17 protein-coding genes and 1 tRNA gene are annotated in these 21,859 nt (G+C 62.8%); 8 read left to right on the top strand and 10 right to left on the bottom strand.

Annotated features, from left to right (window positions below; all coding sequences use genetic code 11):
- Positions 1–158: 158 nt before the first annotated feature.
- Positions 159–416, bottom strand: coding sequence for a hypothetical protein (locus LDN85_RS11410; RefSeq protein ID WP_026546808.1), 258 nt, complete (start codon positions 414–416; stop codon positions 159–161).
- 39 nt (positions 417–455) lie between these two features.
- Between LDN85_RS11410 and LDN85_RS11405 the strand changes: the two genes are divergently transcribed.
- Positions 456–689, top strand: a complete 234-nt coding sequence (locus tag LDN85_RS11405; RefSeq protein ID WP_223943138.1) for a DUF5703 family protein — start codon at positions 456–458, stop codon at positions 687–689.
- Positions 690–693: 4 nt separating this feature from the next.
- Here the strand turns inward: LDN85_RS11405 and LDN85_RS11400 are convergent, their stop codons facing one another.
- Both LDN85_RS11400 and LDN85_RS11395 read right to left on the bottom strand, forming a co-directional pair.
- Entirely contained in the window at positions 694–1,857 is a 1,164-nt protein-coding gene (locus LDN85_RS11400; RefSeq protein ID WP_223943137.1) for an acyl-CoA dehydrogenase family protein, read from the bottom strand.
- A 25-nt stretch (positions 1,858–1,882) separates the two neighbouring features.
- A complete protein-coding gene (locus tag LDN85_RS11395; protein WP_026546806.1) occupies positions 1,883–3,187 on the bottom strand; it encodes a M20/M25/M40 family metallo-hydrolase in 1,305 nt (434 codons plus the stop codon).
- A 268-nt stretch (positions 3,188–3,455) separates the two neighbouring features.
- Here LDN85_RS11395 and LDN85_RS11390 point away from each other — a divergent pair.
- Positions 3,456–3,541: transfer RNA gene (locus tag LDN85_RS11390), tRNA-Leu, on the top strand.
- A gap of 200 nt (positions 3,542–3,741) precedes the next feature.
- Here the strand turns inward: LDN85_RS11390 and LDN85_RS11385 are convergent.
- From LDN85_RS11385 to LDN85_RS11375, 3 genes are read right to left on the bottom strand one after another with little or no spacing between them, the layout of a single operon-like run.
- Positions 3,742–4,668: a MaoC/PaaZ C-terminal domain-containing protein gene (locus LDN85_RS11385; RefSeq protein ID WP_026540677.1), complete on the bottom strand. Its 927-nt coding sequence runs from the start codon at positions 4,666–4,668 to the stop codon at positions 3,742–3,744.
- Entirely contained in the window at positions 4,665–6,005 is a 1,341-nt protein-coding gene (locus LDN85_RS11380) for a 3-oxoacyl-ACP reductase (protein ID WP_026540676.1), read from the bottom strand. Before LDN85_RS11380 ends, LDN85_RS11385 begins: the two co-directional genes overlap by 4 nt.
- 9 nt (positions 6,006–6,014) lie before the next feature.
- Entirely contained in the window at positions 6,015–7,367 is a 1,353-nt protein-coding gene (locus LDN85_RS11375; RefSeq protein ID WP_026546804.1) for an acetyl-CoA C-acetyltransferase, read from the bottom strand.
- Between LDN85_RS11375 and LDN85_RS11370 the strand changes: the two genes are divergently transcribed.
- On the top strand, positions 7,366–8,121 hold the full coding sequence (locus tag LDN85_RS11370) for a TetR/AcrR family transcriptional regulator (protein WP_026546803.1): 756 nt from the start codon (positions 7,366–7,368) through the stop codon (positions 8,119–8,121). The genes LDN85_RS11375 and LDN85_RS11370 overlap by 2 nt on opposite strands.
- 46 nt (positions 8,122–8,167) lie before the next feature.
- Positions 8,168–10,270: an acyl-CoA dehydrogenase gene (locus LDN85_RS11365; RefSeq protein WP_223943136.1), complete on the top strand. Its 2,103-nt coding sequence runs from the start codon at positions 8,168–8,170 to the stop codon at positions 10,268–10,270.
- Positions 10,271–10,384: 114 nt separating this feature from the next.
- Here LDN85_RS11365 and glgA read toward each other — a convergent pair whose 3' ends face one another.
- The gene (glgA, locus tag LDN85_RS11360; protein ID WP_035760663.1) at positions 10,385–11,581 is read right to left on the bottom strand and encodes a glycogen synthase; all 1,197 of its coding nucleotides are present in this window, start codon (positions 11,579–11,581) and stop codon (positions 10,385–10,387) included.
- Between the two features lie 93 nt (positions 11,582–11,674).
- Between glgA and glgC the strand changes: the two genes are divergently transcribed.
- Complete coding sequence (glgC, locus tag LDN85_RS11355) at positions 11,675–13,087, top strand: glucose-1-phosphate adenylyltransferase (RefSeq protein WP_172322769.1); 1,413 nt, start codon at positions 11,675–11,677, stop codon at positions 13,085–13,087.
- Between the two features lie 73 nt (positions 13,088–13,160).
- Positions 13,161–14,612 (top strand): SDR family NAD(P)-dependent oxidoreductase, encoded by a 1,452-nt coding sequence (locus tag LDN85_RS11350; RefSeq protein WP_026540670.1) that lies wholly within the window; start codon positions 13,161–13,163, stop codon positions 14,610–14,612.
- 88 nt (positions 14,613–14,700) lie between these two features.
- Here LDN85_RS11350 and LDN85_RS11345 read toward each other — a convergent pair whose 3' ends face one another.
- From LDN85_RS11345 to LDN85_RS11335, 3 genes are read right to left on the bottom strand one after another with little or no spacing between them, the layout of a single operon-like run.
- A complete protein-coding gene (locus LDN85_RS11345) occupies positions 14,701–15,552 on the bottom strand; it encodes a transglutaminase family protein (protein WP_026540669.1) in 852 nt (283 codons plus the stop codon).
- Positions 15,549–16,475 (bottom strand): alpha-E domain-containing protein, encoded by a 927-nt coding sequence (locus LDN85_RS11340; RefSeq protein ID WP_026540668.1) that lies wholly within the window; start codon positions 16,473–16,475, stop codon positions 15,549–15,551. The genes LDN85_RS11345 and LDN85_RS11340 overlap by 4 nt, the downstream gene beginning before the upstream one ends.
- 55 nt (positions 16,476–16,530) lie before the next feature.
- The gene (locus tag LDN85_RS11335) at positions 16,531–18,087 is read right to left on the bottom strand and encodes a circularly permuted type 2 ATP-grasp protein (RefSeq protein WP_223943135.1); all 1,557 of its coding nucleotides are present in this window, start codon (positions 18,085–18,087) and stop codon (positions 16,531–16,533) included.
- A 111-nt stretch (positions 18,088–18,198) separates the two neighbouring features.
- Between LDN85_RS11335 and LDN85_RS11330 the strand changes: the two genes are divergently transcribed.
- Both LDN85_RS11330 and pepN read left to right on the top strand, forming a co-directional pair.
- Positions 18,199–19,248, top strand: coding sequence for a putative sulfate exporter family transporter (locus LDN85_RS11330; protein ID WP_223943134.1), 1,050 nt, complete (start codon positions 18,199–18,201; stop codon positions 19,246–19,248).
- 4 nt (positions 19,249–19,252) lie between these two features.
- Positions 19,253–21,859, top strand: coding sequence for an aminopeptidase N (gene pepN, locus LDN85_RS11325; RefSeq protein ID WP_223943133.1), 2,607 nt, complete (start codon positions 19,253–19,255; stop codon positions 21,857–21,859).

The following is a 21,859-nucleotide window of genomic DNA, read 5'->3' as shown; positions in this document are numbered from 1 at the left end:
ATTACCTGTGACCCCTACGTGCAAGTACCTGACTTGGGGTGGCGGGACTACGTGCCACGGTGGGCGGGAATCCCGTAAATCCGGGCGTGAAAGGGCACAAACTTGTCCTGGACGGCACAAAAAACCGGCCACCCGAAGGGCGGCCGGTTGGCGGGCTATTAGTCTTCGACGATTTCGAGGTCTTCGTCGGGCACCTCGTCGTCTTCGTCGTCATCGTCCTCGAAAACCTGGAGCGGAGTAACCTCGGAATACGCCTCGTAGAGTGCGTCCTCGTACACTTCGAAGGCGTCGGCAACGGCGAAGAACGAGGCCTCGACGTTGGGGTCTCCCTCACCGCGGCGGGCGGATGCCGCGGCCAGGTGCTCTTCAAGGGCGGCGGTCAATGACTGAAGCGCGACACGCGGATCGATGCTCATGACTTCACGTTAGCCGGAAAAAGACGAAAATGGAGAGGGATGAGAGAACAATTTCCGGGTAGCTCCGTAGAGTGCCAAAGAGACTATGCACGTCAGTACGAGTACCTCGTTCTGACGGTGGGACCTGACGATTCACTGCCAGAGGCCCGGCGCCGGCTCGCCGAACATTCCGAGTACGGCAAATGGGAACTCGAACGCAGCGTGCTCTATCTTGGCGGGGGTCGCCGGTTTTGGCTGCGCCGCAAGGTCTATTCAGTACAGCGGACCGTGTAGGCGCCTAACCTTCCAATGGCCCCAACCAGGCGTTGGCGACCGTGCTGTGCGCGGATTCGTCGTTGGAGGGGTGGAATATGCCGGCCAGGACGTCGCGGTAAAGGCGTTCCATCTCCGAACCCCTGAAGTAACTGGAGCCTCCCGTGACCCTGATGGCAAGGTCCACCACGTAGCGTGCGTTTTCCGTGGCCCGGGATTTGAGGCCCACCAGCTTGGGGAACCACTGGGCTCCGTGATCCACCCGGTTGTCAACATCGCGGGCAATGCTGGAGATCTGGGGCGCGATTCCGTCCATGGCCAGCGCGGCGTCAGCTACCTTCCACCGGATGTCCGGATCCTGGGCGAAGCTGCGTCCGCCGTGCTTGGCAGAGACCCGGCGCTTTACGTTCTGCACTCCCAGTGTGAAGGCCCGTTGCGCCACCCCCGTGTAGACCGCTGCGAGGAGTGTTTCAAAGCAAGCGAAGATGGCGAAGATGAGCAGGTCCTGGTTGGGCCCCACCGGCAGTTTCCGGAAGATCCGCTCCGGCGGGACCACGGCGCCATGCAGCAACGTGGTGTTCGAAGCACTGGCCCGCATGCCCAGGGTGTCCCAGTCGCTGAGTGTTTCGTGGCCGGGTTCGTCGCGGCGCAGGAAGCCGAAGACCAGCTCACCCTCTCCGGACCTGCCGGCGGGATCCTTGCCGAAAGTTCCCAGGCGCGTCCAGCCGCGTGAGAGGCTGGTGAAGATTTTCCTGCCCGTGAACTTGTAGCTTCCATCGGGCAGCGGTTCGGCGGTGGTGCCGGAGTCGAACAACATGGAATCGTTGCCTGCCTCGGAAATGCCGAAGGCGAAAACTTCCCCTCGCCCGGCCTCCTTCAGGACGAAGTCCAAGGAATCATCGCCGCGGGCAGCCATGACCTGGGCGACGCCGGTCCACACCAAGTGCATGTTGACGGCCAACGCCGTGGCGGGGGCGGCCGTGGCGAGCCGTTGCTGTACGGCAGCTACCGCTTCGAGACCGAGCCCAAATCCGCCGTCGGACTCCGGTACGAAGAGCTTGAGGTAGCCGGCGGCGGCCAGCTCCTCCAGGTCCTCGTGGAAGAATTCGTTGTTCTGGTCGTAGCCGGCTGCGCGGCCGCGCAGCCGTTCAAGCAGGGCGTCGGGAAGGATTTCCTCGGGCGTTTTCACCAGGGCTCTTTCTGTTGATCGCTGTCTAGTAGTTGCTCAGCAGCCGGTTCAGGACGCGGGCTCCGAACTGCAGGGATTCGGCGGGAACGCGCTCATCCACGCCGTGGAACATTCCGGTGAAGTCAAGCTCATCGGGGAGCATCAGTGGAGCGAAGCCGTAGCCCGTGATTCCAATCTTGCTCAATGACTTGTTGTCGGTGCCGCCGGAGAGTGTGTAGGGAAGGACCTTCGCGCCGGGATCCTCCGAGTGAAGGGCGTCGATCATGGAGTCCACCAGGTTGCCGGCAAACGGCACCTCCAGGGAGACGTCCTTGTTGACGTAGCTGATGTCGATGCCTTCGCCCGCAAGCTCCTTGATGGTCTCGAACACCAGTTCCTGCTGGCCTGGCAGGGTACGGCAGTCCACGAATGCCTCGGCGGATTCCGGAATGACGTTGTGCTTGTACCCGGACCGCAACAAGGTCGGATTGGAGGTGTTTTGCAGCGTCGCACCTACGAAGCGGGCCACCGTGCCCAGTTCCTTCAGGATGATGTCCGGGTTGTCGGGATCGAATTCGACGCCGGTCAGTTCGGTAACGCCGTCAAGGAACTGCCGCGTGGTGGGAGTCAGTTCCACCGGCCACTGGTACTCACCGATCCTGGTGACAGCCGCAGCAAGGCGGGTGACGGCGTTGTCGGTATTGATCTGGGACCCATGGCCTGCGCGGCCGTGCGCCACCAGCCGCAGCCAGGAGAGGCCCTTCTCCGCCGTCTGGAGCAGATAGGTCCGCTGCCCGCCGATGGTGGCCGAGAAACCGCCCACTTCCGAGATTGCCTCCGTGGCTCCATCAAAGAGCTCCCGGCGGTGTTCGATCGCGTAGCGGGCGCCGTAGGTACCCCCGGCCTCCTCATCGGCGAAGAACGCGAAGATGATGTCGCGTTTGGGTTTGCGGCCTGTCCTGGCGAAGTCGCGCATGACCGAGAGGATCATGGCATCCATGTCTTTCATGTCCACGGCACCGCGGCCCCAGACGAGACCGTCCTTCAACTCGCCGCTGAAGGGATCAACGCTCCACTGGTCCTTGAGTGCCGGCACAACGTCAAGGTGTCCGTGAACCACCAGGGCGTCGGCGGACGGGTCCTCCCCTGCCATCCGGGTCACGACGTTGGCCCGACCCGGCGCGGATTCGAAGATCTCCGCCTCGAGGCCCACCTCGGTAATGAGCCCGGCCGTGTATTCGGCAGCTGCGCGCTCCCCTGGTCCGGTGTCGTCACCGAAGTTGGAGGAGTCAATGCGGATCAGCTCCTGGCAGATCCGGACAACTTCATCTTCGGGGCGGATGACAGACATGGAAACTCTCCTTGCGTGGCTGGGCTGCAGGTTCCGGCAACGTGCGCAGCGGCTTCCGCAGCGCGACCGTCCCGTATCCCATCAGCCTACTCACCGGACAGGGCCCCCGTCAGGAATCCGTGGCGCCGGAAGACTCCGGGTGTCGGTCGACGCCGTCCTGACCAGCGTCGATTTTTACGCCACCGGAAACCGTGTTAGAGTTTTTCTCGCTGCTTCGGAGGAAAGTGAAGCACCGGAAGGTGTAAAACGGCCCATCTGAACACCACCTGCGCGGGTGGCGGAATGGCAGACGCGCTAGCTTGAGGTGCTAGTCCTCGAAAGGGGGTGGGGGTTCAAGTCCCCCTCCGCGCACCAACGCAAGGTCTGGAATCCATGGATTCCGGACCTTGTTTTGTTTTCCGGGCCAATTTGCTACCGGGCCTGGATCCCCGTTCTTCCTGTCGGCCCGGATATTCACCGTCGAGGGCTCCAACTGAGGATTAACGACGACGACGGCGGTCACCGGATGGTGACCGCCGCCGTTCACTTCCACGAGGGTGGCGTTAGTATCCCGCTCAACCCAGGGCAGCAACAGCGCCGGTGAAGTGGCGACGACCGCTTCGGGCATTCCACGCTACATACTCCGATCGCTCCCAGCCTCCAGATTCGGACTGGACCGTTGAGATATCCACGGCTACCCGGGCAGGGAGGAACACTGGGGCTTCGAAGGCAACGTCCCAGGTAAAGGAATCGGCTTTCACGGACCCGACGTCGGCCAGGGCCCGGGAGGCAAGGTACATGCCGTGGGCAATCGACCCGCGCAGGCCCAGCGCTTTGGCGGAAAGGACACTGAGATGGATGGGGTTGAAGTCACCGGAGACCGTGGCGTAATTCCGCCCGGTATCGAGCCCGAGTTGCCATAGGGCGGTGGGATTCGGGGGCGAAAAGCCGGCGGCCGCTGATGCTCCGTTCGCGCTGCCGGGTTTGTCAATGCCCGGCAGGAATACTCCCTTGGCCAAATAAGTGGAGACGCCACGCCAAAGCACTTCCTTGCTGGAAGCCGAACGGACTTCCGCCACAACATCTACCTTGGTTCCGGCTTTGTGGCCTGCGAGGTTCTCAGCCCAGGACCGGATGTCCAGGGCCTCGGCAAAGTTAATGGGAAACCGTTGCTCCACATGGTTTTGCAGATGGATCATTCCCAGGAGCGGCAACGGGAAATCATCCCGGTTCAGGACGCTTAAGGACACCGGGAACGCCAGGGCGTGGACATATCCGGCCGGCAAGGTGTCACTGGCCGTCTCCCCCACCAGGTGTTGGTATGCGGTGAGGTTTCCTACATCCGCCTTGACGTTCCTGACTTCGTGGCTGACCGATGGCAGGGTGTGCTGGTCCGCCGCTGCCCCCAACACCCTGCGGCGGGCGGCGGTGGCTGCTGCGTTGACGTAGAGCTTGGACAGCGAGGGAAGCTCGCCAAGGACCACCGGCTGGGAATTGGTCATGCTCCCACCAGTTGTTGGCCACACACCCGGAGGACCTGGCCGGAGATTCCGCCGGCGGCGTCACTGGCCAGGAAAGAGATGGTCTCGGCAACGTCCTGGGGTTGCCCTCCCTGTTTGAGGGAGTTGAGCCTGCGGGCAGCCTCACGGATGGCAAAGGGCATCCGTGCGGTCATTTCGGTTTCAATGAACCCGGGCGCCACTGCGTTGATGGTTCCATCGAAGGATTCCATCAGCGGGGCCGTGGACCTCACCATGCCAATGACGCCGCCTTTGGAGGCGCCGTAATTGGTTTGTCCCCTGTTCCCGGCAATGCCACTGGTGGAAGCCACCGACACGATGCGGGGGGCGTCCTTAAAATGCTCGGACGCGAGAAGAACCGCATTGATGCTCAGTTGGGCCGCAATATTGACAGCGATGACGGACTGCCAGCGGCTCTCGTCCATATTGGCGAGCAGCCTGTCGCGGGTGATTCCTGCGTTGTGGACCACGATGTCGAGCCGGCCGTGCCGTTCCACTGCGTGTTCGATGATCCGGTGTCCGGCATCCTCGCGACTGATATCGAGTTGAAGCGCTGTGCCCCGCACCTCGTTGGCCACCGTTGCCAAGTGGTCGCCGGCAGCCGGGATGTCCACCGCAACGATTGTGGCGCCGTCGCGGTGCAGTGTCCGGGCGATGGCAGCGCCGATGCCCCGGGCGGCTCCGGTGACTACGGCAACCTTTCCGGCCAAGGGCTTGTCCGGGTCACCGGACATGGTCCCCGACGTCGAGCCGACGGTGAGGAACTGTCCGTCCACGTAGGCAGAACGGCCCGAGAGGAAGAACCTGAGCGCGCCCAAAGCGGAAGGGCTTGTGGTCGCGAGGTCGTTCTCCAGCAGTATTCCATTGGCGGTGGCCCCGGCGCGGAGTTCCTTGGCGAGGGATCGCACCAGCCCGTCAATTCCCTGGCGCGCAGCAGCCACGGCAGGTGTTTGGGCTGACTGCGGGGTCCGGGAGATGGTGACCACCCGTGCGTTGGTACCAAGGTCCCGCAGTGATGTGCCCGCGGTCAACACGGGTTTGGCAAGGTCTTCAGGGTGCTGCACGGCATCGAGGACCACGACTATTGCGCCCAGCTTCTCCTTGGGCAACGCATTCCGCCGGACATCAAGACCCCATCCGAGCAGCGCGGTGGCGATGTCGTCAGCACCGGCGCTGTCTCCGTTGACCAGGACCGGGCCAGTGACCAGGGGGCTGCCGGGCTGGTAGCGGCGAAGTTCCACTGGCTGGGGCAGTCCGAGTCGTTTGGCGACATCCTTGCCCAATCCGTGACTGACCAGTTGTGTGTATTTATCCGTCATTGGGCTCCCCTATGCTGCTTCCAGAAGGGCAACGACGCCCTGGCCACCTGCTGCGCACACCGATATCAAACCACGGGCCGGACGTCCATCCACGGAGCCCTTCTCATGGAGCATTTTGGCAAGGGAGGCCACAATCCTGCCGCCCGTAGCAGCGAAGGGGTGCCCGGCGGCAAGGGAGGATCCGTTGACGTTGAGTTTGGCCCGGTCCACCTTGCCGAGCGCTCCATCGAGTCCGAGCCGCGTGCGGCCGAAGTCCTCGTCCTCCCAGGCGGCCAATGTGCTCAGGACCGTGCCTGCGAATGCCTCGTGGATTTCAAAGAAATCAATGTCCTCGAACGTCAACCCGTGGCGGGCGAGCAGGCGCGGCACTGCGAAAACCGGTGCCATGAGGAGGCCGTCCTTGCCGTGCACAAAGTCCACGGCTGCGGCTTCACCGTCCAGGACCGTCGCCAGCTTGGGCAGGCCATGGGCGTCAGCCCATTCCTCCGTGCCGAGCAGGACTGTGGATGCACCGTCGGTGAGTGGTGTCGAGTTGCCCGCCGTCATGGTTGCTTCCGCGCCGAGGTTCCTGCCGAACACGGGCTTGAGCGATCCGAGCTTTTCGATCGAGGTGTCGGCGCGCAAGTTGGAGTCGCGGTTCAGGCCGCGGTAGGGCGTGATGAGGTCATCGAAGAAACCACGGTCATAGGCCGCCGCCAGATTGCGGTGGCTGTTGAAGGCGAGCTCGTCCTGGGCCTCACGAGTGATCTTCCACTGGGCCGTGGTGAGTGCCTGGTGCTCCCCCATGGACAAGCCGGTGCGCGGCTCACCGGTATTCGGTGCATCCGGCGCCAGGTCCTTGGGGCGGATGCGGCCGATGATCTTCAGTTTCTGCACAGGGGTTTTGGCGCGGTTGAGGTCCAACAGGATCTCCCGCAATCCCTCGCTGACTGCAATGGGGGCATCCGATGCCGAGTCCACGCCGCCGGCAATGGCCGACTCGATCTGCCCGAGCTTGATCTTGTTGGACAAGCCGATCACGGTCTCGAGCCCGGTTGCGCAGGCCTGCTGCAGATCATAGGCGGGGGTTTCCGGTGACAGGGCTGAGCCAAGGACGGCTTCCCTTGTGAGGTTGAAGTCCCTTGAGTGCTTGAGGACCGCTCCGGCAGCTACCTCGCCGATGCGTTCGTCCTGCAATCCGAAGCGGGCGATCAGGCCTTCCAGTGCTGCGGTGAGCATGTCCTGGTTGGAGGACTTGACGTAGGCGCCTCCTGTGCGGGCAAACGGAATCCGGTTGCCGCCCACGATGACCGCCTTGCGGAGTGATTGGGGGGCGGAAGCGGATTCGCGTGTCCCGCCCGTGGTGACGTCTGCTGCAGCCATGCTGGTCTCCTTCGATCATTGCCAGTTACTGATACCCAGCGTACCTGATACGCTGGGTATCGTGAACAGTCGCCAGGAAGAATTCGCCAGTGCCGCAGCGGAGGCGCAAGGTGCCGCCGTCGATGGCCGTACAGCCCGTTGGCAGTCGCACCGCGAGGAGCGCCGTGGCGAACTCATCAGGCAAGCACGCAAGGCCGTTCATCGGCTCGGAAGCGACGCCTCCATGGAGGACATTGCAGGCGCTGCAGGCACGTCGAAGTCTGTCTTTTACCGCTATTTCGGTGATAAAGCCGGCCTCCAGCAGGCTATGGGCGAGGTAGTGCTGGGCCAGATGCAGCGCCGCATGCAGGAGGCCGCCCAGTCCGCGCAAACTCCCCGCGAAGGGCTCTTCGCCATGGTCTCCGCCTACCTGCAGATGGCCGAATCGAGCCCCAATGTCTATGCGTTCATTACCCGGCTCACGCCAGGTGAAGCCTCAGCGCAGGACGCCATCGCCGCTTCCGGGGCGCTGGGAAACTTCTTCGAGCAAATCACGGACATGATCGCCACTCCCATGCGGGAATACCTGGGTGAAGAGAAGGAAGCGGTGATCGTGTATTGGCCCACCGCAGCCATAGGACTGGTCAGGAACGCCGGGGAGATGTGGCTGGGAAGCCCGGCCGGCAATGCCAAGCCGGACCAGGAAACCATGGCCGCGCAGATCACCGACTGGTTGTGCCTCGGCATCGCTCCAGCACTCAAGACATCCACCTGACACCAGCAATGACTCATCAGTTGTCGGAACCAAAGAAGGAAGCAACATGACTGAAGTAGTGGACCGGAACGCATCCGTCCAGCACACCGCGGGCAGCAAGGGTGCCGCCGCCGCCGGCCCTGAACCCGTGGTGGACGTCGCCGCGCTTGGAGAACAGCTCCTTGGCAAGTGGGCGCATATCCGCCACGAGGCCCGCAAGGTTGCAGGCAATCCGGTGGTGCAGAAGATTGAAGGCCTGCACCACACCGAGCACCGCGCCCGTGTGTTCGAGCAACTGAAGTTCCTGGTGGACAACAACACCGTCCACCGTGCATTTCCCACGCGGTTGGGCGGTTCCGACGATCACGGCGGAAACATTGCCGGATTCGAAGAAATCGTTACCGCCGATCCCTCCCTCCAGATCAAGGCCGGGGTCCAGTGGGGCCTGTTCGGTTCTGCCGTGATGCACCTTGGAACTGTGGAGCACCAGGACAAGTGGCTCCCCGGCATCATGAGCCTTGAGATCCCGGGATGTTTCGCCATGACCGAAACCGGCCACGGCTCGGACGTCGCCAGCATCGCCACGACGGCTACTTACGACGACGCCAGCCAGGAATTCGTCATCAACACTCCGTTCCGTGCTGCTTGGAAGGACTACATCGGCAATGCAGCCAATGACGGCCTCGCCGCGGTGGTGTTTGCCCAGCTGATTACCAGGAACGTGAACCATGGCGTCCACGCGTTCTACGTCGAACTCAGGGACCCGGCCACCAAGGAATTCCTTCCGGGGATCGGCGGCGAGGATGACGGCATCAAGGGCGGACTTAACGGCATCGACAACGGCCGCCTGCATTTCACCAATGTCCGCATCCCCCGCACCAACCTGCTCAACCGCTACGGCGACGTAGCCGTGGACGGCACCTACTCCTCGCCCATCGAGAGCCCCGGCCGGCGCTTCTTCACCATGCTGGGCACCCTGGTCCAGGGGCGGGTTTCCCTGGACGGAGCAGCCGTAGCCGCCAGCAAGTTGGCCTTGAAGACCGCCATCCAGTACGCCACCGAGCGGCGACAGTTCAACGCTTCCTCGGCAACCGATGAGGAAACCCTGCTGGACTACCAGCGTCACCAGCGCCGGTTGTTCTCCAGGCTGGCTACCACCTACGCGGCCAGCTTCGCCCATGAGCAACTTCTTCAGAAGTTCGACGACGTCTTCTCAGGCGCCCACGACACCGACGCCGACCGCCAGGACCTCGAAACGTTGGCCGCAGCCCTGAAGCCATTGAGCACCTGGCATGCCCTGGACACGCTGCAGGAATGCCGGGAAGCCTGCGGCGGCGCCGGTTTCCTGATCGAGAACCGCTTTGCTTCCCTGCGCGCGGACCTTGATGTCTATGTCACGTTCGAAGGTGACAACACCGTTCTGCTGCAGTTGGTGGCCAAGAGGCTCCTTGCCGATTACGCCAAGGAATTCCGCAGCGCCGATTTTGGTGTCCTTGCACGCTACGTGGTGGACCAGGCGGCCGGTGTGGCCCTTCACCGCACAGGCCTTCGCCAAGTGGCGCAGTTCGTGGCCGATACCGGCTCCGTGCAGAAGGCCGCTTTGGCGTTGCGGGACGAGGAAGGCCAGCGGACGCTGCTGGCGGACCGTGTGCAGTCCATGGTTGCCGAGGTAGGTGCAGCCCTGAAGGGCGCCAACAAGCTTCCCCAGCACCAGGCCGCGGCACTGTTCAACCAGCACCAGCACGAACTCATCGAAGCAGCCCAGGCGCACGCCGAACTGCTGCAGTGGGAAGCCTTCACGGAGGGCCTGAACCAGGTCACGGACGAGGGAACCAAACGCGTGCTGACCTGGCTGCGCGATCTGTTCGGCCTGTCCCTGATTGAAAAGCATCTCTCCTGGTACCTGATGAACGGCCGGCTCTCCATGCAGCGCGGCCGGACCGTGGGCACCTACATCAACCGGCTCCTGGTCAAGATCCGCCCTCATGCCGTGGACCTTGTGGACGCCTTCGGTTATGGTCCCGAGCACTTGAGGGCCTCCATCGCAACCGGTGCCGAGGCTGAGCGGCAGGATGCTGCACGCAAGCACTTCCGTGAGCAGCGTGCCAGCGGCAGCGCTCCGGCTGATGAGAAGACGCTCCTGGCCCTCAAGGCCTCCAAGGCCCGTTAGCAGCGGCCTGTTGCCTTGCAGTGAACAGTTGCGGAACTGTTGAAAAACGACGACGGCGCCGTCCCCACCAAGGGGGCGGCGCCGTCGTCGTTGGACTGCTGGAGCGCGGGAGGATCAGCGCAGTACGGAGCGGTAAACCTCCAGTGTTGTTTCCGTGATGGATTCCCAGGAGAAGTGTTCCTCCGCGCGGCGGCGACCGGCAATGCCCATTTCGCGGGCGCGTGCGGGATCAGCCACCACCTCATTCAAGGCCGCGGCGAAGTCGCTGACGAACTTCTCCGGATCCAACGGTGTGCCCGTTCCGTCGGTGACCTGCTCAAGTTCGACCAGGAGCCCGGTTTCGCCGTGCTGGACCACCTCGGGAATTCCGCCCGTGGCACTGGCCACCACGGCTGCGCCGCAGGCCATGGCTTCGAGGTTCACGATGCCCAGGGGTTCGTAAATGGACGGGCAGGCGAAGGCCGTGGCGTGGCTGAGCACCTGGATCAGTTCCTTGCGCGGGAGCATCCGCTCAATGAGGACCACACCTTGGCGCTTGGACTGAAGTTCCTCGATGAGGCGGGCAGTTTCGGCTGCAAGCTCGGGCGTGTCGGCCGCTCCGAGGCACAGGACCAGCTGGACGTCCTCCGGCAGGCTTGAGGCGGCACGAAGCAGATACGGCACACCCTTCTGCCGGGTGTTGCGTCCAACAAAGACCACGCTCGGCTTGGCGGGGTCGATGCCCAGCGCACGGATGGCGTCATCTTCTTCATCGCGTTCCCAGAGGGAAACATCGATCCCGTTATGGACCACGCGGACCTTATCGGGATCAACATCGGGGTAACTGCGCAGGATGTCCTGGCGCATGCCGTCTGAAACGGCAATGATCGCCGCTGCTGCCTCATAGGCTGTTTTCTCCACCCAGGAGGACAGGGCATAGCCTCCCCCAAGCTGCTCGGCCTTCCACGGCCGGAGAGGTTCAAGGCTGTGGGCGCTGAGCACGTGGGGAATTCCGTGCAGCAGCGAGGCGAGATGGCCGGCCATGTTCGCGTACCAGGTGTGCGAGTGGACCAGGTCCGCCCCCGCAATGTCCGGAACGATCCTCAGGTCCACGCCCAGGGTTTGGAGGGCGGCGTTGGCATCGCCGAGGTCTTCAGGGGTGGCATAGGATGCCACCGAAGCCCCGTGGTAGTCGGCATCACGCGGCGCGCCGAAGGCCCGGACGTGAAGGTCGACGTGCTTTGCCAGCACCCGGCTGAGCTCGGCAACGTGGACACCGGCACCGCCATAAATTTCCGGAGGGAATTCTTTAGTCACAATGTCTATTCGCACGCTAACCAACGTAGTCGTTCCGGCGTATGTGTTCTAGTGTGAAAGAGTCCGGAAAATCGGACTTTTGGGGGATACGAAGACGTACGGGGAGCTGTGACCATGGCGTTGAAGAAAGTTCTGGCAATCGTATTGGCAGGCGGAGAAGGCAATCGACTGATGCCGCTGACGGCGGACCGGGCAAAACCCGCGGTTCCGTTCGCAGGCGGCTACCGGCTGATTGACTTTGCACTATCCAATCTCGTTAATTCGGGATATTTGAAAATCGTGGTGCTGACGCAGTACAAATCGCACAGCCTTGACCGGCACATCTCCGAAACCTGGAGGATGTCCACGCAATTGGGCCGGTATGTGGCTTCTGTTCCCGCGCAGCAGCGTGTGGGCAAGAGCTGGTTCCTTGGCAGTGCCAACGCAATTTACCAATCGCTGAACCTCATCCATGACGACGCCCCGGACATCGTGGTTGTGGTCGGCGCTGACCATGTGTACCGCATGGATTTCTCCCAAATGGTGGAGCAGCATATTGCCAGTGGTGCCAAAGCAACGGTTGCTGCCGTACGGCAGCCGCTGAACATGGCCAACCAATTCGGTGTGATCGAAGTAGACCAGAACGATCCCCAAAAGATTGCCGCATTCGTGGAGAAACCGGCCAGCACCCCCGGGCTGGCGGCAGATCCCACGCAGTTCCTGGCCTCCATGGGCAACTACGTCTTTAACGCAGACGCCTTGGTGGAAGCCTTGCATGTGGATGCGGAGAGACTCGATACCAAGCACGACATGGGCGGGGACATCATTCCCTACTTCGTGGACCAAGGTGAAGCAGGCGTGTACGACTTCACGCTCAATGACATCCCCGGTGCCACCGATCGGGACCGGACCTACTGGCGCGACGTCGGTACCATCGACTCGTTCTATGACGCGCACATGGACCTCATCTCCCCCGTGCCGATCTTCAACCTCTATAACTCCGAGTGGCCGATCTACACCCGCCAGAGCATCTCGCCGCCGGCAAAGTTTGTCCGTGGCGAGAACAACACCGTCGGTACTGCCCTGGACTCCATTGTTGCCAGCGGAGTGGTGGTTTCCGGTGGCATCGTTGAAGGGTCCGTGATTTCCAACGACGCCTATGTGGCGGCAGGCAGCCGTGTCCAGGACTCTGTACTGATGGACAAGGTCCGCGTTGGTGAAGGCGCGGTCATCAAGCGGGCAATCCTGGACAAGAACGTCAAGGTCCCTGCCGGTGCTGCCATCGGCCTGGACCCGGCCTTGGACAAGGCCCGGGGTTACAAGGTCACCGAATCCGGCATTACTGTGCTGGCGAAGGGCCAGGTTGTGCCCGAGCCCGGTGAAGCAGAGCTTGCCTTGTCGGCGCAACACCGCCGTGGGTTGCCCGAAGCTGTGAAGGCAGCTACCCATGATGATCCGGACATCCGCGATTCTGCCGAAAAGGTAGCCGCGGGAATCCAATCACGCGTCGCGGACGCTGCAGCGCAGGGCGCCTCGCACTAAGGTGCGGGCACTGCACTGACGTCGCCGGAACCCGAGGCAGGCCACAGGCTCCCAAGGCTGTAAAATCAGGTCAATGAGCTCCACCGATCTGACGCCTGAAGAGATCCAGGCCTGCCTCAAGGTTCTGACCACGATCCACGTCTATGACGAAGAGCACCCGGACTACGTTGCAGTCCGCCGTGCCACCGGCAAGATGTTCAAAGCCGTCAAACGGCACCGCAGGGTTACCAAGCGCGACTCCATCGCGGAGGCCGACCGCGCAGTCATCGCCTTGACGGCCACTGCCGCTCCGGACCGCATCGATGATGAGACCCGCGGCAACAAGCTGGAACCTTCTGCCACCGGTGAGATCGCCGGCCACCTCATCCGTTCGCGTCCCTGTTACATCTGCAAGAAGCACTACACGCAGGTTGATGCCTTCTATCACCAGCTCTGCCCGGAATGTGCTGCATTCAGCCACAGCAAGCGCGACGCCCGCACCGACCTCACAGGACGCAGGGCCCTGCTGACGGGTGGACGCGCCAAGATCGGCATGTACATCGCCCTTCGCCTGCTCCGCGATGGCGCCCACACCACCATCACTACCCGCTTCCCCAAGGACGCGGCCCGTCGCTTCGCTGCCATGGAAGACAGCGGTGAGTGGCTGCACCGTCTCCGGATTGTGGGCATCGACCTCCGTGACCCGGCTCAGGTCATGGCCCTGACAGACTCCCTCAACGAGGCCGGGCCGCTGGACATCATCATCAACAACGCAGCCCAGACAGTGCGGCGCTCCGGCAACGCCTACAAGCCCTTGGTCGATGCCGAGGACGAGCCATTGCCTGCCGCTTTGGAAGCCGCCAACGGTGGTCCGGAGCTGGTCACGTTCGGCCATGCCCATGACAAGCACCCCCTGGCCCTGGCCAGCAGCGTTACCGAGCACCCGGTCCTGGCAGGGGACGCGATCACCTCGTTGGCACTGTCCACAGGATCGGCTTCGCTGGAACGGATCGAGTCGGGAACAGCGATCGACGCCGGCGGACTGGTCCCGGACCTCGCCTCCATCAACAGCTGGACCCAGGTGGTGGACGAAGTGGACCCCCTGGAGATGCTCGAGGTCCAACTCTGCAATGTCACGGCCCCCTTCCTGCTGGTCAGCCGTCTGCGCGATGCCATGAAGCGGTCCACTGCGCACAGGAAATACATTGTCAACGTCTCGGCCATGGAGGGACAGTTCTCCCGCGCTTACAAGGGCCCCGGACACCCCCACACCAATATGGCCAAGGCCGCATTGAACATGATGACCCGCACCAGCGCCCAGGAAATGCTGGATTCCGACGGCATTCTGATGACTGCCGTGGACACCGGATGGATCACCGACGAGCGTCCGCACTACACGAAGGTCCGGCTTATGGAGGAAGGCTTCCATGCGCCGTTGGACCTGGTGGATGGAGCCGCGCGGGTCTACGACCCCATCGTGATGGGCGAAAAGGGCGAGGACCAGTACGGTGTCTTCCTGAAGGACTACAAGCCCTCACCCTGGTGACCGTTCCCCGAGCCTGATCACAGCGAAGGCCCTTAAGAGCAACTCTTAAGGGCCTTCGCTGTTTTCACGTTCCTGTGCGCTTCAACGCCTAGGCCAGGCGGGTGATCTCCACTGATACGGAGAGTCCCGAACCTCCACCTCCGGACAGGATGCCTTTCAACGGGGGAACATCGCGGTAGTCACGTCCGCGGGCCACAGTGACGTGATAGTCACCTGCGGGCTTGTGGTTGGTGGGGTCCCAGCTGCGCCATTCCCCATCCCACCATTCCAGCCACGCGTGCGACTGCCCTGCAACGGTTTCGCCGATGTCCGCCGAGGACCTGGGATGGATGTACCCGGAAACATAGCGGGCAGGGATGCCGCTGCAACGCAGGGCCCCGATAGCCAAATGCGCCAGGTCCTGGCATACGCCCTGGCGCTGGGACCATGCTTGCTCGGCGTTGGTGGTGACGCCGGTGGAACCCTTCATGTAGGTCATTTCCCCGGCCATCCAGGCGAACACGGCCAAGGCCGCCTCGTGGGGATTCTTTCCCTCGACAACGCCGGGGACAATGCCCAGGACTTCCTCTCCGGGCCCACTGAGCCTGGACTGGGGCAGCCAGTCGCTGAAGTCGTCCTGGACCTTGTCCGAGGCAATGACGTCCCACCCGACGATGTCGTCCTCCACTGCCACGCGTTCGGTGCGGTGAACTTCCACGGTGGCTGTGGCGAGGACTTCGAGGCTCTCGTGCGGCATCTGCATATCAAACGCCGTGACGCGGGTACCCCAGTAGTCACGGTACGTGCTGACGGACGCCTGGTTGGGCGAGACCTTCAAGGAGGACTCGAGGACCACTTGCTGGCCGTCGGTCAATGGGGTCATCCGGGCCTCGTTGTAGGACAACGTCACGCGGCGGTTGTACTTGTAGGCCGTCTTGTGGACGATGCTCAGCCGGGTCATGAAACTTCTCCCACCCAGGCGTGCTCATCAGCCTGATTGAAGTACTTACGGGAAATCGCATCGGACGCCTGCGTCACGGCCTTCTGCACACGTTCCATGTGCTCGGGCAGCTCCGACATGAGATCGTCTGTGCGGTGGAACTCAAGGAACGTGCGGGCCTGGCCAACTATTCGACGGGCATCATTGATGAAGCCCACACGCTGTGCTGATGGATCCAGCTTGGCAAGGCACTCATCCGCATCACGCAGCGCGTAGACGATGGACCGCGGGAACAACCGGTCCAGAAGCAGGAATTCAGCTGCGTGCTGGTCTCCGAATGCGGCCCTGCGGGTCCGGATGAAGGATTCGTAGGCCCCGGCGCACCGGAGCATGTTGACCCAGGACATTCCCGCGGACTGGACATCCCTCGTAGAGAGCATGCGGGCAGTCATGTCTGCCCGCTCCAGGGAACGGCCAAGGACCATGAACAACCAGCTCTCGTCGTGGCTGACGGTGGTGTCCGCAAGTCCCCGGACCATGGCCGTCCGCTCCAGGACCCAGTTGCAGAAACGGTAGGTTCCCACAACGTCCTTGCGGTGCTGGTTAAGGCCGTAATAGGTGGTGTTGAGGCTTTCCCACAGGGATTGCGAGACGGTTTCCCGTGCACGCCGCGCGTTCTCGCGTGCTGCACCGAGGGAGCCGGCTATGGAAGAAGCGCTCTGCTTGTCATAAGCCAGGGCATGAAGGAGTTCAGGAAGGCCAAAATCCTCGCTTTGGGGCTTGGCACCCATGACGGCGAGGAGTTCCCTGGCCACGCTCCGCTGCTCCTCAAGGGGCAGGTGGTTCAGCCGTTCGAGGTGGACGTCAAGGATCCGGGACGTACCGTCGGCACGTTCTACGTAGCGTCCGATCCAAAAGAGAGACTCAGCAATACGGCTCAGCATGGAACTGCCTCCTTCGAGTGGTGCAGGTCGAAGTTCAAATGGTGGTGGAGCGGGGTCACTGTTGCTGCTCCGTTTGGCGGTCACGCCAGTTGCTTTCCACGGGCCACACGGATACTTGTTCGCGGAGCGTCACGGACTGGCGTGGGATGACCTCAGCGGGAAGTTTCGGCGAGTCGGCCAGGACCCAGGTGTCCTTGGAACCGCCGCCCTGGCTGGAGTTCACAATCAAGGAACCTTCCTTCAGGGCCACCCGGGTGAGGCCGCCGGGCAGGACCCAGACGTCGTCGCCGTCGTTGACTGCGAAGGGCCGCAGGTCCACGTGGCGGGGACCAAATTTGTCCCCGGAGAGCGTCGGCACGGTTGACAGCTGCAGGACCGGCTGGGCGATCCACCCGCGGGGATCAGCGATGACCCGTTTACGCAGGGCTTCAAGCTCGTCCTTGGTGGCATCGGGTCCAATGACCAAACCCTTGCCCCCTGAACCATCAACAGGCTTGACCACCAGTTCATCAAGGCGGTCCAGCACGTGCTCCCTGGCTTCCTTTTCCTCAAGCCGGAAAGTGTCGACGTTGGCGATGATCGGCTCTTCATGAAGGTAGTACCGGATCAGGTCAGGGACGTAACTGTACACGAGCTTGTCATCAGCTACGCCGTTGCCTACAGCGTTGGCTATTGTCACTCCCCCGGCGCGTGCTGCGTTGACCAGCCCGGGGCATCCGAGCATGGAGTCGGAACGGAACTGGAGGGGATCCAGGAAGTCGTCGTCGATGCGCTTGTAGATGACGTCCACTCGCTGTTCACCCGCGGTGGTCCGCATGTAGACACGGTTGCCGCGGCAAATGAGGTCACGGCCTTCCACCAGTTCAACGCCCATGAGACCGGCAAGGAGCGTGTGCTCAAAGTAGGCGCTGTTGAAAACGCCCGGCGTCAGGACCACCACTGTGGGATCGTCCACGCCCGCCGGTGCAGTCTTGCGAAGTGCTGAAAGAAGCCGCCGTGGATACTCTTCCACGGGGCGGATGTGCTGCTGGCCGAAAGCCTCAGGCAGGCCCTTGGCCATGGCCCTTCGGTTCTCCAGGACGTAGCTGACGCCGGAGGGAACCCGGACGTTGTCCTCGAGTACCCTGAAGGTCCCGGCAGCGTCACGGACGACGTCGATGCCTGATACATGGACGCGGACACCACCGGATGGTTCGAAACCGTGGACTGCCCGGTGGAAGTGGGCGCTGGTGGTGATCAGCTGCCGGGGTATCACCCCGTCTGTCACTACCGCCATCCGGCCATAGACGTCATTAAGGAACGCCTCCAGTGCCTTGACCCGCTGGGCCACGCCGCGCTCCAGGACATTCCACTCATCGGCGGGAATGACCCGGGGCACAATGTCCAAGGGGAACGGGCGCTCCTCCCCCGCGTAGTCGAAGGTGACTCCGCGGTCCAGGAACGTCCGGGCCATGGAGTCTGCACGGGCCGTCACATCGGCCAGGGACAGCTCCCGCAAGGCGCCGGAAACCTGACCGTAGGATTTTCTGGCAACGTGGCCGGGGGCAAACATCTCGTCATAGGCGCCGCTGCGCGCAGCGGCCTCGGAGTAATCCTGGAAAAGGTCAGACATGGGATTCAGGTAATCACCTTTTTGAGTCGAGCGCATTACGCACTGATTGTGTCGCGGTTTCCGGATGCTCCCGGTTCGCCTTTCCGTGCCCTCATCCGGCAGGGTTGAGGCATGCCCTTCAACAGTCCTGCGCCCCAGCTGTCCCGGCTGGGGCCCGGGTTGGTCCTGAGCGTCGCCGCTGCGGGTCTTGCCTTCGCAATCCACACGGTGGTTCCGGCGGTTCCCGCCATGACGCTCGCTGTTGCCTTGGGCCTGCTCTCAGCAAATATACCGGGCACGGCGGTCCTGACCGCGGGGCGCGCCCGGCCTGGACTGGACTTCGCGGGGAAACACCTCATGCGTGCAGGGATTGTCCTGCTGGGACTCAAAGTCAGCATGGGCGATGTCCTGGGACTGGGCTGGCTGGCGCTGCTGCTGATTGCAGGTGTGGTTCTGATGAGTTTCGCCGGCACGTATGGCCTTGCGCGTCTATTGCGTCTCCCTGGTGAGGCGGCTTTGTTGATCGCCACGGGTTTTTCCATCTGCGGTGCCTCGGCCATTGGTGCCATGGCGGCTGTCCGGCGGATCAGGCACCAGGACACCGTCCTGCCGGTAGCGCTGGTAACCCTCTGCGGCACGTTGGCCATTGGCGTGCTGCCGCTGCTGATGCACCCTCTTGGCCTGTCTCCTGAACAGTTTGGTGCCTGGACCGGTGCCTCCGTCCATGACGTTGGCCAGGTGGTGGCCACCGCCCAAACGGCAGGGACATCCGCACTGGCGATCGCCGTCGTCGTGAAATTGACCAGGGTTGTCCTGCTGGCACCGATAACCGCCACGGCCGGGCTGCACCAACGGATACTCCACCTACGTGAGCGCGCCAGCGGCGCCACGGACGGGTCGGGCAGCCAGGATGGCAGGTTTCCCCCGATCGTCCCCCTCTTCGTGGTGGGTTTCCTCGCCATGGTGGCTGTTCGATCCCTGGATTGGGCCCCGCCGGCTGTTTTGGAGAGCGCTGCGGCGGTGCAGGACATCCTTCTGGCAACAGCCCTCTTCGGACTGGGCTCGGCGGTCCGCATCAGGACCCTGATCCATACCGGTGGTCGTGCCGTCCTGGTCGCTTTGGGCTCGTGGCTGCTCATCGCATCACTGGGCCTGGGGGCCGCTTTGATCATGATTAGATAGCTGTGTGTCGAATCACAATCTATCGCGCGATGAAGCCGCCACCCGTTCAGCCCTGATCACCACCCACAGCTACGACGTCACCCTCGATGTCCGCGACGCGGAAGATCCCGCCGTCCCCGGGTACCCGAGTACCAGCACCATCACCTTTTCAGCGATGCCGGGTTCGGCCACGTTCCTGGATTTTATCCACGGTGGCGTACAGTCCGTGATCCTTAACGGCCAACCCCTGGACGTTGGGTCCGTCGTGGACCGCCACAGGATAGTCCTGGAAGGACTGGCGGCCGAGAACACCGTCACCGTCACCGGCACTGCCCTGTACAGCCGCTCCGGTGAAGGCATGCACCGCTTTGTCGATCCCGCTGATGGCCAGTGCTACCTCTACACGCAATACGAGCCCGCAGACAGCCGGCGGGTCTTCGCCAACTTCGAACAGCCGGACCTCAAGGCCGAATTCACTTTCCATGTGATCGCCCCGGCAGGCTGGGAAGTCGCGTCCAACGGGGTGGAGGAATCCCGCACCCCGGAGGGCGGAGACGCCCGCGCCGCCCGCTGGGACTTCGCCACCACCAAACGCATGTCCACGTACATCACCACTGTGCTCGCTGGCCCCTACTTCAAAGCCACGGATCACTGGGGAGCAACGCTCGACGACGGCACCCGGCTTGAGGTGCCGCTGGCGCTTTTCTGCCGGGCCTCTTTGGCGGAGTCCTTCGACGCGGACGAACTGTTCCGGTTGACCAAGAGTGGGCTTGCCTTCTTCAACGATCTGTTCGACTACCCCTACCCATGGGGAAAATACGATCAGGCTTTCGTGCCCGAGTACAACCTCGGAGCCATGGAGAACCCCGGCCTGGTGACCTTCACGGAAAAGTATGTCTACGCCTCCCGGGCCACTGACGCCCAGTACCAGGCCCGGGCCAACACGCTGATGCATGAGATGGCCCACATGTGGTTCGGCGACCTCGTGACCATGAACTGGTGGGACGATCTCTGGCTGAAGGAGTCGTTCGCCGACTACATGGGCACCCTTGGCGTGGACCGTGCCACCGATTGGGACACCGCATGGGTGAACTTCGCGAACAAGCGTAAAGCCTGGGCGTACGTCCAGGACCAGTTGCCCACGACGCACCCGATTGTGGCCGACATCCCGGACCTCGAAGCGGCAAAGCAGAATTTTGATGGAATTACCTACGCCAAGGGTGCTTCGGTCCTGAAGCAGCTGGTGGCCTACGTGGGCTTTGATGCTTTCATTGCCGGCTCCCGCCAGTATTTCCGGGATCATGAGTTCGGGAATACTTCCCTGCAGGATCTGCTCCTGGCCCTCAGCGCCGCGTCCGGCAGGGATCTCGGCCAGTGGGCCGGCCAATGGCTGCAGACCTCCGGTATCTCGACCATTTCGGCGGAGATCGTGGACGACAACGGCGTCCTTGGTGCCGTGACGCTCCGGCAGGATGCCATCGACCCCATCACGGGCCACCAAGTACTCCGTCCGCACCGGTTGCGGCTGGGCCTGTACGACGCTGATGCTTCAGGCCTGCTCGTGCGTTCCGAGAGCCTGGAGGTCGACGTAACCGGCCCCAGTACCCTGGTGCCCCAGTTGAACGGCAAACGCCGTCCTGCTTTGCTTTTGGTCAATGATGATGACTTGAGTTACGCCAAGGTCCGCCTCGATCCCGGTTCCGAACACACTGTCCGGGCCTCGCTTGGAAAAATCAGCGATCCCATGGCCCGCGCCCTCTGCTGGACTGCACTGTGGGATTCCGCGCGTGACGGGGTGACGCCTGCCGTGCGCTATGTAGCGGCTGTGGAGCAGTTTGCCTCTGATGAGACCGGCATCGGGGTCCTGTTGAACGTGCTGGGCAACGCTTCTGCCGCCATTGAACGCTACGTTCCTGCAGCCGGCCGGGAAGGTGTACGCAAGGATTTCCTCTCGGTGGCCGCTGACAGGATGAAGGCCGCAGATCCAGGCTCCGACCATCAGCTCGCCTGGGCAAGGACCTTGGCGGAGGTATCCCGGCACGGGGACAGCGAACTCCCCTTGCTCCGGGGAATCCTGGACGGCAGCGTCGTCATTGAAGGACTGGCTGTCGATGCAGAACTACGTTGGAGCTTCTGGCAGGCTTTGTCAGCCCACGGCCAGGCGTCCCGGGCCGAATTGGACCGGGAACTGCAGGCAGACAAGACGGCATCCGGAAGGGAGGGTCATGCCCTTGCTGCGGCATCCATTCCCGACGCCTCAACCAAGGCAGCCGCCTGGGATTCCACGGTCAACAGCACGGGGCTTTCCAACGAAATCCTGAGCGCAACGATCGGTGGCTTCATGACGGGACCGGCGTCCCTTCTGGAACCCTATGTGGAACCCTACTTCGAATGCCTTGAACGGGTGTGGGCCGAACGCAGCATCGAGATAGCCGGCAGGATTGTGCGCGGACTGTTCCCGGGGGCACAGGACCTGGCGGAAAGCATGCAGCCTTCGGAGCACCCGGTCCTGGTACGCACGGACACATGGTTGACCGACCACAGTGACGCTCCCCGGGCATTGCGCCGTATCGTCATCGAGCAGAGAAGCCACTTGGCCCGGGCGCTCACGGCGCAAGCCGCCCCGGCTTAG

Origin of the sequence: Arthrobacter sp. StoSoilB20 (assembly GCF_019977295.1) — a bacterium.
Taxonomy (GTDB): Bacteria; Actinomycetota; Actinomycetes; order Actinomycetales; family Micrococcaceae; genus Arthrobacter; species Arthrobacter nicotinovorans_A.
Note: the sequence above shows the minus strand (reverse complement) of the source record. Positions and strands in the feature narration are given on the sequence as shown.